13 protein-coding genes and 2 tRNA genes are annotated in these 15,277 nt (G+C 64.0%); 8 read left to right on the forward strand and 7 right to left on the reverse strand.

Annotated features, from left to right (window positions below; genetic code table 11):
• The first annotated feature begins 3 nt into the window (after positions 1 to 3).
• Positions 4 to 456, forward strand: coding sequence for a hypothetical protein (locus tag LOC57_RS13180; protein WP_227927094.1), 453 nt, complete (start codon positions 4 to 6; stop codon positions 454 to 456).
• Positions 457 to 566: 110 nt separating this feature from the next.
• On the opposite strand, the gene LOC57_RS13185 is transcribed toward LOC57_RS13180, so the two are convergent.
• Complete coding sequence (locus LOC57_RS13185) at positions 567 to 2,450, reverse strand: phosphoenolpyruvate carboxykinase (GTP) (RefSeq protein WP_229960269.1); 1,884 nt, start codon at positions 2,448 to 2,450, stop codon at positions 567 to 569.
• Between the two features lie 331 nt (positions 2,451 to 2,781).
• On the opposite strand from LOC57_RS13185, the gene LOC57_RS13190 reads away from it, so the two are divergent.
• The 4 genes from LOC57_RS13190 (at position 2,782) to LOC57_RS13205 (ending at position 7,280) form a co-directional block, all read left to right on the forward strand.
• Positions 2,782 to 2,857: transfer RNA gene (locus LOC57_RS13190), tRNA-Arg, on the forward strand.
• Positions 2,858 to 2,983: 126 nt separating this feature from the next.
• Positions 2,984 to 4,405: a dihydrolipoyl dehydrogenase family protein gene (locus LOC57_RS13195; protein WP_229960271.1), complete on the forward strand. Its 1,422-nt coding sequence runs from the start codon at positions 2,984 to 2,986 to the stop codon at positions 4,403 to 4,405.
• A 152-nt stretch (positions 4,406 to 4,557) separates the two neighbouring features.
• Positions 4,558 to 5,208 (forward strand): ABC transporter ATP-binding protein, encoded by a 651-nt coding sequence (locus LOC57_RS13200; protein ID WP_229960273.1) that lies wholly within the window; start codon positions 4,558 to 4,560, stop codon positions 5,206 to 5,208.
• Entirely contained in the window at positions 5,205 to 7,280 is a 2,076-nt protein-coding gene (locus LOC57_RS13205; protein ID WP_229960275.1) for a YhgE/Pip family protein, read from the forward strand. Before LOC57_RS13200 ends, LOC57_RS13205 begins: the two co-directional genes overlap by 4 nt.
• Positions 7,281 to 7,311: 31 nt before the next feature.
• Here LOC57_RS13205 and LOC57_RS13210 read toward each other — a convergent pair whose 3' ends face one another.
• From LOC57_RS13210 to upp, 3 genes are all read right to left on the reverse strand, one after another.
• Positions 7,312 to 7,836: a SixA phosphatase family protein gene (locus LOC57_RS13210; protein ID WP_229960277.1), complete on the reverse strand. Its 525-nt coding sequence runs from the start codon at positions 7,834 to 7,836 to the stop codon at positions 7,312 to 7,314.
• A gap of 83 nt (positions 7,837 to 7,919) precedes the next feature.
• A complete protein-coding gene (locus LOC57_RS13215; protein WP_227913131.1) occupies positions 7,920 to 8,789 on the reverse strand; it encodes a winged helix-turn-helix domain-containing protein in 870 nt (289 codons plus the stop codon).
• A gap of 551 nt (positions 8,790 to 9,340) precedes the next feature.
• The gene (gene upp, locus LOC57_RS13220; RefSeq protein ID WP_227913130.1) at positions 9,341 to 9,973 is read right to left on the reverse strand and encodes a uracil phosphoribosyltransferase; all 633 of its coding nucleotides are present in this window, start codon (positions 9,971 to 9,973) and stop codon (positions 9,341 to 9,343) included.
• 88 nt (positions 9,974 to 10,061) lie between these two features.
• Here upp and tadA point away from each other — a divergent pair, with 88 nt between their 5' ends.
• The 3 genes from tadA to LOC57_RS13235 all read left to right on the forward strand — a co-directional run bounded on the left by tadA (position 10,062) and on the right by LOC57_RS13235 (position 11,257).
• Positions 10,062 to 10,532: a tRNA adenosine(34) deaminase TadA gene (gene tadA / locus LOC57_RS13225; RefSeq protein ID WP_227913129.1), complete on the forward strand. Its 471-nt coding sequence runs from the start codon at positions 10,062 to 10,064 to the stop codon at positions 10,530 to 10,532.
• 75 nt (positions 10,533 to 10,607) lie between these two features.
• Positions 10,608 to 11,093: a pyridoxamine 5'-phosphate oxidase family protein gene (locus LOC57_RS13230; protein WP_229960279.1), complete on the forward strand. Its 486-nt coding sequence runs from the start codon at positions 10,608 to 10,610 to the stop codon at positions 11,091 to 11,093.
• A 74-nt stretch (positions 11,094 to 11,167) separates the two neighbouring features.
• Positions 11,168 to 11,257 (forward strand) — tRNA-Ser (locus tag LOC57_RS13235).
• 392 nt (positions 11,258 to 11,649) lie between these two features.
• On the opposite strand, the gene LOC57_RS13240 is transcribed toward LOC57_RS13235, so the two are convergent.
• Genes LOC57_RS13240 through LOC57_RS13250 form a run of 3 tightly spaced genes read right to left on the reverse strand, consistent with a single transcriptional unit; the run spans position 11,650 to position 15,121 of the window.
• Positions 11,650 to 12,978 (reverse strand): SMODS domain-containing nucleotidyltransferase, encoded by a 1,329-nt coding sequence (locus LOC57_RS13240; protein ID WP_229960281.1) that lies wholly within the window; start codon positions 12,976 to 12,978, stop codon positions 11,650 to 11,652.
• 53 nt (positions 12,979 to 13,031) lie between these two features.
• Entirely contained in the window at positions 13,032 to 13,835 is an 804-nt protein-coding gene (locus tag LOC57_RS13245) for an SMODS-associated NUDIX domain-containing protein (protein WP_229960283.1), read from the reverse strand.
• Between the two features lie 11 nt (positions 13,836 to 13,846).
• Positions 13,847 to 15,121 carry a plasmid recombination protein gene (locus tag LOC57_RS13250; RefSeq protein WP_229960285.1) on the reverse strand — a complete coding sequence of 425 codons (1,275 nt, stop codon included), beginning with the start codon at positions 15,119 to 15,121 and terminating at the stop codon, positions 13,847 to 13,849.
• Positions 15,122 to 15,277: the final 156 nt, after the last annotated feature.

A 15,277-nucleotide genomic window follows, 5' to 3' on the forward strand; every position in this document is an offset into this window, starting at 1 on the left:
AACATGGCTGATGTTGAACTGAACGGCAGCGAACCGTCCGCACAGGTCCAGGAGGACCTGAACTCCCTGCTCGGCACCGCGCTGGGCGTCACCCAGGAGCAGCTCGAGGCGCAGGGCGCCTTCCTGCCCGCCGCACTGGTGGTCCAGAACGACGGCGAGCTGCGCATGATCGCCGTCGCGCCGGAAGAAAGCGACGAAGACCTCGATGCCGATGCCATGATCGATGACCTCTACACGGTGCTCACCGAGCAGAAGGGTGAGAACCGTGCCGTGGCCGTGTTCTCCGACATCCACCTGCCGGAGGAAAACACGGACGCCATCCACGTGGTGACCGAGCACTCCGAAGGTGTATGCATTTCGGCCATCCAGACCTACTCCAACGACGGCGACGAGTGGACCTTCAATGAGCCCACCTGGGAATCCGGCGACCGGATTGTCTGGGCTCCCGAAGCCTAGTTAACGGATCCGGATCACGCCGGGTCAAAGCAGCAAAACAGCAAAACAAAAGGGTGGCCCCGCCGGTTCCGGCGGGGCCACCCTTTTGCTTTTGGTACTGCTGACCGGTCTCAGGCTGCGGCGAAGCGCTCCTTGAGCTCGTCGAGGCGGTCCTGCAGTTCCTGCGGCAGGGTGGCACCGAAGCGGGCGTACCACTCGTCAATACCGTCCAGTTCGGTGGCCCATTCCTGCGGGTCCACCCGTACGGCCTGCTCCACGTCCTCAGGGGTCATGTCCAGGCCGGTGAGGTCAATCGAGTCCCCGGTGGGCACATAGCCGATGGGGGTTTCGACGGCGCCGGCGGTGCCTTCGAGCCGTTCAATGACCCACTTCAGCACCCGGGCGTTGTCGCCGAAGCCGGGCCAGGCGAACCCTCCGTCGGCGGTGCGGCGGAACCAGTTCACCAGGAAGATCTTGGGCAGCTTCTCCTGGTTGGCCTTGCCGCTGAGCTCAATCCAGTGCCGCAGGTAATCCCCGGCGTCGTACCCCATGAAAGGCAGCATGGCCATGGGGTCGCGCCGGACCACACCCACCGCGCCGGCCGCGGCCGCCGTGGTTTCCGAGGAGAGCGTGGATCCCATGAAGATGCCGCTGGCCCAGTCGCGGGCCTCGGTGACCAGCGGAACGGTGGTCTTGCGCCGGCCGCCGAAGAGGATGGCGGAAACGGGCACGCCGTTGGGCGAGTGGTACTCGTCCGCAAGCATGTCGATCTGGTCAATCGGGGTGCAGAAACGCGAATTCGGGTGCGCGGCGGGGTGCCCGGCATCCGGGGTCCACTCGTTGCCCAGCCAGTCGGTCAGGTGCGCCGGTGCCTCATCCGTCATGCCTTCCCACCACACACCGCCGTCGTCGGTCAGGGCGACGTTGGTGAAAATGGAGTTGCCCTTGGCGATGGCGCGCATGGCGTTGGGGTTAGTGCTCCAGCCGGTGCCGGGGGCGACACCGAACAGGCCGGACTCCGGGTTCACGGCCCGCAGTTCGCCTTCCTTGCCGAACCGCATCCAGGTGATGTCATCGCCCAGGGTTTCGACCTTCCAGCCCTCGATCGTGGGATCCAGGAGGGCTAGGTTGGTCTTGCCGCAGGCCGAGGGGAACGCCGCGGAAACGAAGTAGTCCTTCTGCTCCGGGCTGGTGAGCTTGAGGATGAGCATGTGCTCGGCCAGCCAGCCCTCGTCCCGGGCCATGATCGAGGCGATGCGCAGGGCATAGCATTTCTTGCCCAGCAGCGCGTTGCCGCCGTACCCGGATCCGTAGGACCAGATGGAACGGTCCTCAGGAAAGTGCACAATCCACTTCTCGTCGCTGCACGGCCACGGCACGTCCTGCTCGCCCTCGGCCAGCGGGTAGCCCACCGAATGCAGGGCCGGGACATAGAAAGCGTCCAGTTCCTCCATCTTGCGCAGCACGTCGGTGCCGATGCGCGCCATGATCCGCATGGAGGCCACCACGTAGGCGCTGTCGGTGACTTCGACGCCGAACTTGGGGTCCTCGGCGTCCAGGTGGCCCATCACGAAGGGGACCACGTACATGGTGCGCCCGCGCATGGACCCGGCGAAGAGCCCGTCCAGCTTGGTCCGCATTTCGCCCGGATCCATCCAGTTGTTGGTGAAGCCGGCGTCTTTCCGCTTTTCGGAGCAGATAAAGGTCTGCTCCTCCACCCGTGCCACGTCCTTCGGGTCCGAGAACGCGGCGAACGAGTTCGGGAAGGTCTCAGGGTTGAGCCGGACCAGGGTGCCGGCGTCCACCAGTTCATCGGTCAGGGACCGGTTTTCCTCCTCGGAACCGGTTACCCAGTACACGCGGTCCGGCTGCGTCAGCTCGGCAACTTCGTTCACCCACGCTAGGAGGGCCTGGTGGGTGGTTGGGGCGGCTGCCCCACCCTTTGTGTCCAGCGGCTGGCTGGCAGCGTTTTCGCCGCTCTCATCGAGAACTAGCTGACGCGCGTCATCGCCCATGACTCTTCCCTTCGTTGGGTCAGTGGTGTGTTTTGATGCTAAGTGCGCCGTACCGACCGCTCCGGCGGCAAAGATCGCACCTTTACCGCCGCCGGAAGAGACGGACCCTGAAATCCAAGAGAAATGTGGCTCACAGCCTACTCCAGTGTGACTAACGTCACATAGACCGGTCTAGTGACGCAGCTGACACCTCCTCGAATTGGCGTTGCCCCGGAAAGCCCGCTATAGTTATCTACGGCCAAACAGCCACGAAAGAACTTGAAAGAGTCTTGAAGAACTGAAGAATCACCGGTGAAAATCGGCTCCAGAGGTTTGATAGAGTAGTTCTTATGCGTGCGTAGCTCAACGGATAGAGCATCTGACTACGGATCAGAAGGTTGGGGGTTCGAATCCCTTCGCGCGCACCACTCAGACCCGGTCTGATCAAGGAAACTTGATCAGACCGGGTCTTTTGTTTTCCCGGTGCGAATCACGGTGCCTCCCCATACCGCCGCCGGGTTGCCCCTCCCGGCACGTGATGCAAGGCTCAATCCATGACTGAGACCATGCATACAGACGTAGTTGTCATCGGCGCCGGCGCCGTGGGCGAAAACGCGGCCGGCCGCGTTGTTCAAGGCGGGCTGTCCGCCGTCCTCGTTGAGGCGGATCTGGTGGGCGGGGAGTGTTCCTATTGGGCCTGCATGCCATCCAAGGCGCTGCTGCGCCCGGGCACCGCATTGAACGAGGCCCGTTCCCTGGCCGGTTCACGGGAAGCCGTCACCGGCACCCTTGATGCCGCTGCCGTACTGGCCCGCCGGGATTCCTTCACCTCGCACTGGAACGACGAGGGCCAGGTCGAGTGGGTGCACAGTGCCGGAATCGAGCTGGTGCGGGGCCGCGCCCGCCTAACCGGGCCGCGCGAAGTGGAAGTGGCCGCCACCGACGGCCGGACCCTGCAGATCACCGCCCGGCACGCCGTCGTCCTGGCCACCGGATCCACGCCCACCGCTCCCCCGCTCGACGGCTTGGACGCGGTCGACTATTGGGGCACCCGGGAAGCCACCTCCGCACAGGAAATTCCCGGCCGGCTGGTGGTTATCGGCGGCGGGGTCGCCGGCGTCGAACTGTCGCAGGCCTACGCCCGGCTGGGCTCCACCGTTACGCTGCTCGCCCGCGGGCCGCTGCTGAAGTCCTTTCCCGAACCCGCCCGCGCCCTGGTGGAAGAGGGCCTGCGCTCGGCCGGCGTGGATGTCCGCACCTCCACCTCCCCTGCCTCGGTCCGGAAGTCCGACGACGGCGGCGTGGAGGTGACGCTGGAGGACGGCGGCACGGTGAGCGGAGACAGGCTGCTCGTTTCCACCGGACGCCACCCCAACCTGGCGGGGCTGGGACTGGAAGAACTGGGCTTGGATCCGCGGAAACTGGACACCGACGATACCGGCCGGGCCACCGGCGTCGACGGCGGCTGGCTGTACGCCGTCGGCGACGCGGCCGGGAAGGTGCTGCTGACCCATCAGGGCAAGTACGAGGCCCGCGCCACCGGTGATGCCATTGTGGCCCGGGCGGGAACGGATGCCGTGAACCCGGCACCGTGGAGCCGCTTTACGGCCACGGCGGATAAGTACGCCGTCCCGCAGGTGGTGTTCACGGATCCGGAGGTGGCCATGGCGGGCCGGACCCTGGAGCAGGCCCGGGCCGACGGCATCAACGCCTCGGAGACATCGCTGGAGATCGCCGTCGCCGGTTCATCCCTCTTTGCCGACGATTACAAGGGCTGGGCGCAGATGGTGGTGGACGAGGACCGCAAGGTGCTGGTGGGAGTGACCTTCGCGGGTCCGGGCGTTTCGGAACTGCTGCACTCGGCCACCATCGCCATTGTCGGGGAAGTGCCGCTGGACCGGCTGTGGCATGCCGTCCCCGCCTACCCGACCATCAGCGAGGTGTGGCTCCGGCTGCTGGAAAAGTACGGCCTCTGACCCGGATGGCTTCGGCCCCGCCGGTGTGGCAAACCTCTCGCCGCCGTCATTTGCACTGACTAGTCAGTTTCACCTAGGTTGGCAGATGCGCCTCTCTGCGTGCCAGGCGCGCGACATCTCGCTACATCCCAGGACAAAGAGGCGAAGACACCATGCTCAGTGCGGAAGACTTATTCATTAAGGGGCGCCATAGTGCGCTCCTGCCGCCCACGTCCCTCCGCCTGGAAGCCGGCGGTTTGCTGCTGATCCAGGGGGATGACCAGTCCACCCGCACCGCACTGGCCCTGGCGCTCTCCGGCAGGATGCGTCCCACCTCCGGCACCGTGGCCTGGGGCCGCAGCGACCGGCTGGAGAACCTGCGCCGGCACGCGGCCCTGGTGGATTCGCCGGAGGTAAACGAACCGGAGCGGCATTTCCGCGTGCGCGACCTGGTGGCTGAGGACCTGGCCCTGATTCCGCGCCGCAGCCGGCCGCACGCCGACGCCGGGGCCTGGCTTGCCGCCGAAGGCCTCGCGGAGCTGGGCCCGCTGTGGATCGAGGAACTGGAACCGGCGGCCCGGCTGGACCTGCTGGTCCGGCTGGCGCTGGCGGACTTCGCCGTCGAACTGCTGGTTTTTGATTCCCCTGACCGCCACCTGGCGGATCCGGACGTTTGGCTGCCCATCCTCACGGACAGTGTGGCGTCCGCTGAACGGCTGGTTACCGCCGTCGCTGTCGTGGCGCAGATTCCTGCAGACTGGACCGGACCGGCAGCCTCCGCCGGCGCATCGGCCGGCGCCACCGCCCAGGAGGTGTCCGCGTGACCGTCTTCCGCCTCGCCCTGAGCGAGCTTAAACGCATGACCGGCGGCATCCTGCCGAAGCTGGCCATCCTCGCCCTGTCCCTGGTGCCCCTGCTGTACGGCGCCATCTACCTCTATGCGAACTGGGACCCGTACGGGAACCTGGACGGCATCAAGGCCGCCCTGGTGGTGGACGACGACGGTGCCGACACCACTGACGGGCGCCTGGAGGTCGGTGCCACCGTGCAGGAGAACCTGCTGGAGGACGGCACCTTCGACTGGGAGATCGTGGACAGTGCCGACGCCGCCGAGACCGGGGTCCGGGACGGCACCTACGAATTTGCGCTGACCATCCCGGAGGATTTTTCCGCGAACCTTGCCTCTGCGTCGGATCTCGGGAACGCCCGCCAGGCCAGCCTGCATGTGACCACCAATGACGCGAACAACTACCTGCTCAGCAGCATCGTGGACAAACTCACGGGCTCCGTGCACGACAGCGTGGCGGCCGAAGTGGGCGAGGAAACGGCCAACCAGCTGCTCACCGGGTTCAGCACCGTGCACACGCAGCTGGAGAAGGCCGCCGACGGCGCGGGGCAGCTGGCCGACGGCGCGGGCTCAGCGGATTCCGGCGCGGCGGAGCTGAAGTCCGGCCTGGACACTCTCTCCACCGGGGCGCATTCGCTGGTGTCCGGCCAGGAGCAGCTGGCAACCGGCGCCAACAGCCTGGCCACGGGCGCCACCCAGCTTTCCGGCGGAGCGAATGAGCTGTCCACGGGTGCGGGGCAGCTGTCCAGCGGACTGGGGCAGCTCTCCTCCTCCACGGCTGCGCTGCCGCAGCAGACCCGGCAGCTGGCTGACGGGGCGAGGCAGGTTGCAGATGCAACGGCCGGCTTGAACAGCAAAATCACCGCAGCCACGCAGGCCGCCCAGCAGAACGTCACGGACAGCGTGACCCGGCTGGTGGCCAGCGGCGTGCTCACTCCCGCGCAGGCCGCCGCACTCCAGCAGGAGCTGGCCGGCGCGCAGACCGGAACCGCCGGCCAAGACCAGCTGGCACAGCTGCAGACGCTGGCCACGGGCGCTGAGAGCGTCGCTGCCGGCGCAGAGCAACTGGCCGCCAACGCGCAGCCGCTGACCGACGGCATCAGCGCCGCCAACACCGGCGCCGCCAAGCTTTCCACCGGAGCCACCGACCTGGCCGCCGGTGCAGACAAGCTCTCCGCCGGTGCGGGTGACCTGGCAGCCGGCGAACAGCAGGCCCTGGACGGTTCCCGGCAGCTGGCCGACGGCGCGGATTCCGCCGCCGCAGGCGCCGACACCCTGAAGGACGGGCTTGCCCAGTTGAAGGACGGCTCCGCGGAGCTCGCCAAGCAACTCGATGAGGGCGCGGGCAATGTGCCCAACCCCAGCGAAGAGGACCGCGCCAACGCTTCCTCGGTAATTGCCGATCCGCTGACGGTCAGCACCGTGGACCAGGCAGAAGCGGGCACCTACGGCGCCGGCCTCGCCCCGTACTTCCTGACCCTGGCCATGTGGGTGGGCATCTTTATGCTCGCCCAGGCCATGCGGCCCATCAGCCGCCGCGCCCTGGCGTCCAACGCTCCGGCGTGGAAGATAGCGTTGGGCGGCTGGCTGCCGTTCCTGGTGGTTTCCCTGGTCCAGGCCACCCTGCTGTACGCGGTGGTGCGGTTCGGCCTTGGGCTGGACCCGGCGCACCCGGTCCTGGCGTGGGTGCTGCTGCTGATGGCCGCCATGGCATTCTCGGCCCTGATCCAGGGCATCGTGGCGCTGCTGGGTTCAGTGGGCAAGTTTGTGGTGCTGATTCTGCTGGTGCTGCAGCTGGTCTCCTCCGGCGGCACCTTCCCGTGGCAGACCATTCCCGCCCCGCTGCACGTGGCCCACGACCTGCTGCCGATGGGTTACATGGTGAACGGCCTGCGTCAGCTGCTGTACGGCGGGGAACTCGCCCAGGTCACCTCGGTGGCGGCGGGGCTGCTGGCCTACACCGCCGTCGGGCTCCTGCTGTCCCTGCTGGCGGCGCGCAAGCACCGGCTGTGGACGCTGAAGACGCTGCAGCCGGAAATCGACATCTAGCCTCGCCGGCACTTCGGTGCCGCGTGCTGCCTCAGGCGCGCGGCACCACAAAGTCGGTGATCCGCGCGTCGCGGCCGTCCAGCTCCGCCCAAGGCAGGGCGGTTTCCATCACGGTGAGGCCCGACGTCGGATAGCGGGTGGCCATCTCCATGACGGCCTCTTCATCCGAGTCGGCCGAGGCAAGGCGCATGGCCAGGTCCTGGACGCCGGGCAGGTGGGCGATCACCAGCAGGCTGGTCACCGTTTCCGGCACGTGGTTGATCAGGCTGAGGATCCGCTCGGGGCTGGCGTCATAGAGCCGGTCCTCGAGTTTTGCGGTGGGTGCCTTGTCGCCGAGTTCCTTGCACACCCAGGTGCAGGTCTGCCGTGCCCGCAGTGCGGAGGAGCAGAGAATGAAGTCCGGGATGCTGCCGTGCTCGCGCATCCACACGCCGGCCAGCGGTGCGTCCCGGTGCCCCCGGCCGGAGAGCGGACGCTCGTGGTCTGCGACGTCGCGGGGCCAGTCGGCCTTGGCATGGCGCAGGAGCTGGAGTTTCTTGAGGTGGTGGCCGGTCATTGGTTCAGCTTAGCCGCGGACGGAATGAACGCGTTCCGTCCGCGGCTGCGGTTGTCACTTCGGGGCTGCGGGCCCGCGGCTGACTAGATGCTGTATTCCGGTGCGGCCCAGACAACAACCTCGGGGTGCTCGTAGAAGCGGTACCCCTGTCCGCGCACGGTGCGCACGGTGTTGGCCAGGCGGCCCAGTTTGGAGCGCAGGCGGCGGATGTGGACGTCGATGGTGCGCTCGTTGGGCACCTCTTCGGCATTGCGCCACAGTCCGGCCAGCAGCTCTTCGCGGCCGACGGTCCGGCTGGCGTTTTCCACCAGGTAGTTCAGCAGCTCGAATTCCTTGAACGTCAGGTTCAGGGTGTCGCCGTCCAGGTGCACTTCGCGGCGGGACAGGTCGATCAGGACGCCGGAGGGCCGGGTCGCTGCCGGAACCGGCGGCGCCGGGGTGGGCTGCTGGACGGGCTGGCGGCGGGCGACCGTGGGGTCTCCCAGTGCCTGGCGGACAACCTCGATGTCCGTGCCGGTGGCACCGGCCGGTGCGAGGGCGACGGCGGCGTGGCTCTGTGCGCCGGGCACCAGGGTCTGGACGTGTGACCGGATTTCGGCGGCCAGCTTGCTCAGCGAGGTGCCGTTGGCTGCGGCGGTTTCCTCATCGAGGCCAACATAAATAACGAATCCGCGGGCCGTGGTGTCATTGCTGACTGCCTGGGGTCCGGGAATGCCGTTGGGGGTGACCACCGGGGTGGGGGCGGTGACGGGGTTGGCGTCCTGGCCGGTGACGGCGCGCAGCGGACGCGCTGCGGCACTGCTGGACGGCTGGACACCGTAGGACTGGTTCCCGAACGGCTGTGCACCGTAGGAGCGGGGGAAACCGCCGGAGGCGGGGCGCTGGGAACCTGATCCGGCGCGGTTCTGCGCGGCGCGCAGGGAGATGTGGACGTAACCGGATGCTACTGACATGTGGGACCTACTCATCGTGAATCGCCGTCATCACGGCTCGAAAGCGGGGGGTGTGCCCGGTCGAGATGGCGGCTATTATGCCCAATTCTTGGGCCTGAGTCTTACCTGAGGATGGGGGTGGTTCCAGAGGTATGCATTCGACAACAGCACGTCTCCTGCGTGGCGCGGGCGCCACCGGGGAAGACTGCGACTGGTGCTGCCGTGTTGGTGTTCACGCTTCGGATTATTGCATGTAACAAAGGGTGGCGCGCAAGTAACAATGCCCCAGTTGTCTCACATAGTGGACGGATTGCGTAGTTTTGTGACGCACTTCACATTTAGACACAATGAATAGCTATGCATAAATATGCATAAGACCAAAGCAGATTCCGCACGAGGACGATAAGCCCGATGACTAGTTTCAACATGGAGAAGTAAAAAAGCGCCCGCCCCCGAACCGTAGGGCAGGGAGCAGGCGCCATCAAACTGAAAGTGTTTGTCCACATAATGGACGGAGATTGCAGGGCCGGCCAGAAGCGGCCGTCCCGTCCCGGAGAACCCGGGACGGCAGGTTAGACGACGCCGTAGAGGCGGTCGCCGGCGTCGCCCAGGCCGGGAACAATGTAGGCCTTCTCATCGAGTCGCTCATCGATGGAGGCCAGCACCACGGTGACGTTGGCGTCCTGGAGTTCCTCCTGAAGCACGGAGAGGCCCTCCGGGGCGGCCAGCAGGCAGATGCAGATCACTTCTGCGGCACCGCGGTTGAACATGAACTTGATCGCCTCGCGCAGGGTGCCGCCGGTGGCCAGCATCGGATCCAGCACGTAAACCTGGCGGCCGGTGAGGTCATCCGGCAGCCGCTCGGCGTACGTGATGGCTTCGAGGGTCTCTTCGTTGCGGGCCATGCCGAGGAAACCAACCTCGGCGGTGGGCACCAGGCGGGTCATGCCTTCGAGCATGCCCAGTCCGGCACGCAGGATCGGCACCACCAGCGGGGTGGGCTTGACCAGTCCGGTGCCGATGGCGGAGGTGACAGGGGTCTCGATGGGGACCGGCTCCACGCGGACGGTCCGGGTGGCTTCATAGGCCAGCAGGGTGACCAGTTCTTCGGTCAGCTGACGGAAGATCGGTGACGGGGTGTCCTTGTCGCGGAGAACGGTGAGTTTGTGGGCAACGAGGGGGTGATCCACTACAAGTACGCGCATACTTCAAAACTACCATTCCGGCCCTGCCCTTACCGCGTTGCCCTTACCGCGTTCGCCCGCAGGCGCGCGGATGCGGGACGATGGGAGCATGGAGTCCCTTTCCCGCAGGCACGAGGCCTGGATGGATCTTGCCCTGGACCAGGCCCGGCTGGCCCTGGACACTTCGGACGTGCCGATCGGCGCCGTCGTACTGGGGCCGGACGGCGAGGTGCTGGGCACCGGGCGAAACGAACGCGAGGCGACCGGTGACCCGACGGCGCACGCGGAGGTCCTGGCCATCCGCGACGCCGCGGCGAAGGTGGGCGAGTGGCGGCTGGCCGGCTGCACCCTGGTGGTGACGCTGGAACCGTGTGCCATGTGCGCCGGGGCGATTGTCCTTGCCCGGGTGCCGAAGGTGGTCTTCGGGGCCTGGGATGAGAAGGCGGGGGCGTCCGGTTCCGTGTTCGACATCCTGCGCGAACGTCGCCTGAATCACTGGGTGGAGGTCTTCCCGGGCGTCCGCGAGGAGGAAGCTGCGCGGCTGCTGCGGGACTTCTTCGGCTCCAAGCGAAACGTCTGAGCCGCCGTTCCGTCTGCCCTCGTTTATACGTAGGCTTACTAAATCCGGAACGCGACAAGCAAAGGAGTTTCCGCAATGGCATCAGAGCAGGACGGACGAGACATTGTTGTCAGCATCCTCGAGAAGGCCAAGATCGCCACGGTGACCACCGTGGACCTGCAGGGAAACCTGGTCAGCCGGCCGCTGCAGCTGCAGGAGGCGGACAAGGACGGGAACCTGTGGTTCTTCACCCCGGACCCCTCCCCCAAGGCTGATGAAGTCCGGGCGAATCCGCATGTGAACGTGGCCATCCAGGATTCCAAGGGCTTCCTGTCCATCAGCGGAACTGCCACCATGACCAGGGACGTGGAGAAGATCGACGAACTCTGGAAGACCTCGGTGGAGGGCTGGTTCGAAAAGGGCCGCGAGGATCCGGCGGTGGCGCTGCTGAAGGTGGATTCCCACACGGCCGAATACTGGGCGTCGGACGAACCGAAGATCGCCAGCATGTTCAAGATCGGCAAGGCCGCCGTGACCGGCGGGACGCCCAACATCGGCAAGAACGACGTCGTCGACCTCTAGTTCCGGCGGCTTCGGCGGCGGCTTCAGGGCCGCTTTTGGGTGTTGGGCCTCTAACCCGGTAAGGTTGACGCGTTGGTGACGTGTCCGAGCGGCCGAAGGTGCAACACTCGAAATGTTGTTTGGTGTAAAAGCCAACGTGGGTTCAAATCCCACCGTCACCGCCACTGAAAACCCCCGGGAAACCGGGGGTTTTCTGCATGGTGAGGGTCTTTGTGGTGCATTTTCGGTGCATGTCAGTTGGCCGGGACCCGACGGAGCACAGCCAGGCGCCCACCGGCTTCGTTCCCGGTCAGGTCTCGTTCGCGAAGATAACTGACATGCTGCATCACCGGGAGGAACATTCTGTGGCTTGGACTCACTCCTGGGACCCGTGACGGGATACGGAGCGAACCGCAGCACTCTTCACCTGCAGTGGATCAGGCTGAGGGCGTCAGCGGCTTGACGTGGTCGTGATGCTGGCAAACCCAAAAAGGCGTGCCGATCCCACCCGCGCCTTTTGCAGAACTCCGAGATCGGTTTACTTTCCGTTCAGCCTCGACCTGCCTGCTCCGGGTATTTAGATGACGATGACATCTTGTCGACTCTTCGCGACGCACTTACCGTTCTTCACGATCATTGCCTCGACATAGTGGTGTCCGATGTAGGAAGTCGTCTCATTCCAAGAACGACTTCCATTGTCCCTTTGAATATCACCCCGCAGCGCCCCGGCCACCCTGGCTTCTTCACCACGGTTTCGAATCTTCCAATACACGTCATATGGCTCTGGGATATTGGATCCTTCAAGCCGGAACCTCAAGGACCGGCCTTTTCCCACTCTGTTACCTCGCTTTGGGAGGGGTCCATTGCGGAATCCGTTGCTCGGGCCTACGTACCCAACGGTTTTGAAGCGATAAGAAGGGTTAAGGGCTTCAGGAATAGAAAAGTCGCGGTCCAGAAAACGCTCGGAGGCTGGTACCGACGGCGTAGTGGCGGCACCGGCTGTAAGGCTACCTGTACCGAAATCAGAGCCGAAGAGGCTCCGCCAGATTTCCCGCGCCTTGCCGTAGTCCTCTTCGTTGCAGGCTTGTTCGATTTGCTCTGCGTAGGATGCAAACCGAGAGCGAAAGTTGCGGTAGTTGTGGCTTAGCCAACGATCGGCGAGGTCTCTGCCGGTACCCGGATCAGGAATGCACGGCGCTGCATCTGGATGCCCTGCTATCTGGACAGCCAAAGCGCTAGAGAGCGTCCTGAGAGTGTTTGCAACGTTTCGGTACGCTTCCGGATCAGCGATTCGCGCGTGATCGCTGACCTGGTGGGCCAAGGCTGCGGTGAGCGTTATGGATGGAATCGTGTAGCGGGTCTTATGGTCTCGAAGATACTTCAGGAGACGGACGACCTTGACCAGATTTCCACGCGTAATCCGGTTCTTCCCCTCCAACCACTCGTTGAATTCGTCGGGAGCGGCGCGTTCAAACCGATCGGTGATCCTGTTCGTGACGTAGGTTTCACTGAAGCGCTTTACAAAGGGGACGACATCGATGTGGAAGTCTCCTTTGTAGTCAATCGTCACGCATCGTTTCTTACGCGAACGCATCGACTTGTATGTCGCGCTCCGCCCAAACGCTTCATACAGCTTCTGCACATAGTCGCTGGGGTCCCAGCCGACATTCGCTTCCATCACGACCAAAACGTCTGCGTCGAACTCCCTGTTACCGACCGGCTTGATTATGGTCCCGTGAGCGAAGGATCCTTGTGGAATCACCTCGGTTACGAGTTCACCTAGGACCTCATCGTTAGATAGAAGATTCTCAATGGCCGTGACCCGCTGTGCGAGTTGGTTCAACCTACTCTGATTCAGATTCACTTTGTCCGTAAGGAAGTCCTTGAAATCGGAACTCTGACTCATTTGCTGTCCCCCCAGGACATATATCGGTTGGGCTTCGAAGGCCTGCCCACAACTCAGGGCGCATCAATGGTCCATACAGTTTGTTCAGCGATCTGCGTCCTCTGGCTCGATACACCGTCCGTCGCTCCCATGCGCCTGATCTGCCTCTCCGATGCCCACAGGACGCGAGGATCAGAGCGATCCTTCAGCTTCCTCAATTCTGCACATTGCTCATCCGTGGGCAGAAGGTCCAAGATATCCGCAATAAACAGTTCCTTGCTCTGCGCCCATTGGCTGTACCGCAACGGATGGTAACGGCGTCCAAGGCGGTCATATTTGATCACTCGGAAAGCCTCGTCCGGCAATATGCCAGTTACAACGAGCTCTTCATAGAACTCACGCCAACCGTCAGTCTCACGTCCACGTTCTTCTTCGTACCACTTCACAAATGACAGTAGGTTCCTGCCCGGAACACGGATCCTGAGGTCAGCTTCACTCACAACGTCTGGGACCAACAAGTCATCATCCAGGACGTTCAAGGCCGAAAGTTTGCCCGCCGAAGAAGGATGGGCCTTGTAGACACCGCCCACTGGCTGATACAGACCGAATCTCGTCCCCTTCACGAGAAGGTACTCGTTATCAACTCGTATGCGATAAAGGTACGACGCCGAGATGCGGACTCTGCTTTTCCAGGTAAGGACGGAGTACCACGCAATCTTCAACCATCGCCAATGACTAACCAGGGTGTCCACCAGCGGTACGGCGAAGCCTACAGCGAGACCGCAGGATACGGCAAAAATCCAACCACTTTTATCCGAGATTACCGCCACAATTACGGAGATCAGTGTTATACCAACGTAAATCAGAAGACGCACCATTGTTTAGGTCCTTAACCGCAATTATTGGCAACTATTCGGTGATCGGCTGGAAACCATTGGTCAGCCTTCAAGACAATAACCCACGATATCGGCCACAAGTCGTAGTGATCCCGCTGCTCCAGCGTGGATCCGTCCTTGAACTTCATTCCCCTGAGGAATTTCCGGAGCAAATGGGGTTGCGCTCCAAGAATGTCCTGGCGCATCTCCTCGTAAGTCGGTGGCTCCGGAATGTTGAGGAGCTGCTGGTGGATTTCTTGCCTCAGAGCCAGCAAATCGCGCTCAGCGGCCCTATGGGCCCGTTCGGCCTCCTCTGCGCGGACCTTCGCCGCCCGCGCCGCAGATCTGGCCTCTTCGGTTTCCTGCCGTGCTGCAGAGCGAGCAGCCTCCATCCCGTCCTTCTTTGCCTTGTGCATCAGGCGGGGAACGTCTCCAAGTTGCGCATCAAGCTCCTGCCTGTCGTTAGTGAACGACTCTGCATCCTCGTCCAGTTTTGCCTTCATGGCCCGTACCTGTTGACGCTCTTCCCAAAGCTTCCGGCTGTCTCGCTGGGCGACGGCAAGGGTAGCGCGTGCCTTATCAGCAGTACGACGGGCGTACTCGGCGCTGGACGTTCGCTCCGTTGACCTGACCGTCGCCGTGCACTGCGGCTCATACCCGGCCGCCTCCAAGGCATCACATAGTTCTTTGCGTTGCTTCCTGAAATGCCCCGGCCCTTGGAAGAAGTCCTTCTGTGAGAGCCGGCCATCGTCGGTGACTGGTACGACGGACAGCTGTAGATGAGGGCTGGTTTCGTCCAGGTCGAGGGATCCTCCGACGATGTTCTGCTGCCCGAACCCCTGGCACGCCCAGTCGAGCTGGGCCTGCACGAATCGCTGAGCCTGGTCGTTGAGCCCGTCGATGCGCCAGCCCGGACAGTGCGCGCCGAACCTCTTTGGGGCGAGCTGAAGCATCACGCCGCGCATGATGACCGCGTCCTTGCGCAGCGGCTTCTTCACCTGCTCCAGCCGCGTGTGTCGATAGTCTGCGAACTCGGCGCTGGGCGGTCGGTCCTTCCCCCTCAGACCCTGCGTGACAGCCAGCTCGCGGAAGCCACCGTTGCCGTCGTTGACGAAGGACTCGTTCAGCGCCACCCGGACCGGATCGATGTTCGGATTCTGGTGCCCGAAATCGAACCCAGCCGCGAGATCCGCCGCCCGGCCGAGGTGGCGATCACGATTCACCGCATGTGATCCGGTGGCCTTGACCTTCGCCTCCGGAGAGGCGTCGTAGGTGACCGTCCAACTCACCGCGACCACCTCCGCGAAACTCCGGTGATGCCTCCGGCGGCGCTCCCGCGGGGCTTCCGTTTCCGAAGTCCGTTGCCTCTCCGCTCATGGGACCCTGCACCCATGTCCGGAGCCTCTGCACCGCACTTCAGAAACGGAAGTGTTACCCCATACACC

This window comes from Arthrobacter sp. zg-Y750, from assembly GCF_020907365.1.
Taxonomy (GTDB): Bacteria; Actinomycetota; Actinomycetes; order Actinomycetales; family Micrococcaceae; genus Arthrobacter_B.

Excerpts from the sequence above, each read along its gene's own strand:
- LOC57_RS13240 (WP_229960281.1), bottom strand. The coding sequence starts at position 12,978 with ATGAGTCAGAGTTCCGATTTCAAGGACTTCCTTACGGACAAAGTGAAT.
- LOC57_RS13195 (WP_229960271.1), top strand. The coding sequence starts at position 2,984 with ATGACTGAGACCATGCATACAGACGTAGTTGTCATCGGCGCCGGCGCC.
- LOC57_RS13215 (WP_227913131.1), bottom strand. The coding sequence starts at position 8,789 with ATGTCAGTAGCATCCGGTTACGTCCACATCTCCCTGCGCGCCGCGCAG.
- tadA (WP_227913129.1), top strand. The coding sequence starts at position 10,062 with ATGGAGTCCCTTTCCCGCAGGCACGAGGCCTGGATGGATCTTGCCCTG.
- LOC57_RS13210 (WP_229960277.1), bottom strand. The coding sequence starts at position 7,836 with ATGACCGGCCACCACCTCAAGAAACTCCAGCTCCTGCGCCATGCCAAG.
- LOC57_RS13245 (WP_229960283.1), bottom strand. The coding sequence starts at position 13,835 with ATGGTGCGTCTTCTGATTTACGTTGGTATAACACTGATCTCCGTAATT.
- upp (WP_227913130.1), bottom strand. The coding sequence starts at position 9,973 with ATGCGCGTACTTGTAGTGGATCACCCCCTCGTTGCCCACAAACTCACC.
- LOC57_RS13200 (WP_229960273.1), top strand. The coding sequence starts at position 4,558 with ATGCTCAGTGCGGAAGACTTATTCATTAAGGGGCGCCATAGTGCGCTC.
- LOC57_RS13180 (WP_227927094.1), top strand. The coding sequence starts at position 4 with ATGGCTGATGTTGAACTGAACGGCAGCGAACCGTCCGCACAGGTCCAG.
- LOC57_RS13185 (WP_229960269.1), bottom strand. The coding sequence starts at position 2,450 with ATGGGCGATGACGCGCGTCAGCTAGTTCTCGATGAGAGCGGCGAAAAC.
- LOC57_RS13230 (WP_229960279.1), top strand. The coding sequence starts at position 10,608 with ATGGCATCAGAGCAGGACGGACGAGACATTGTTGTCAGCATCCTCGAG.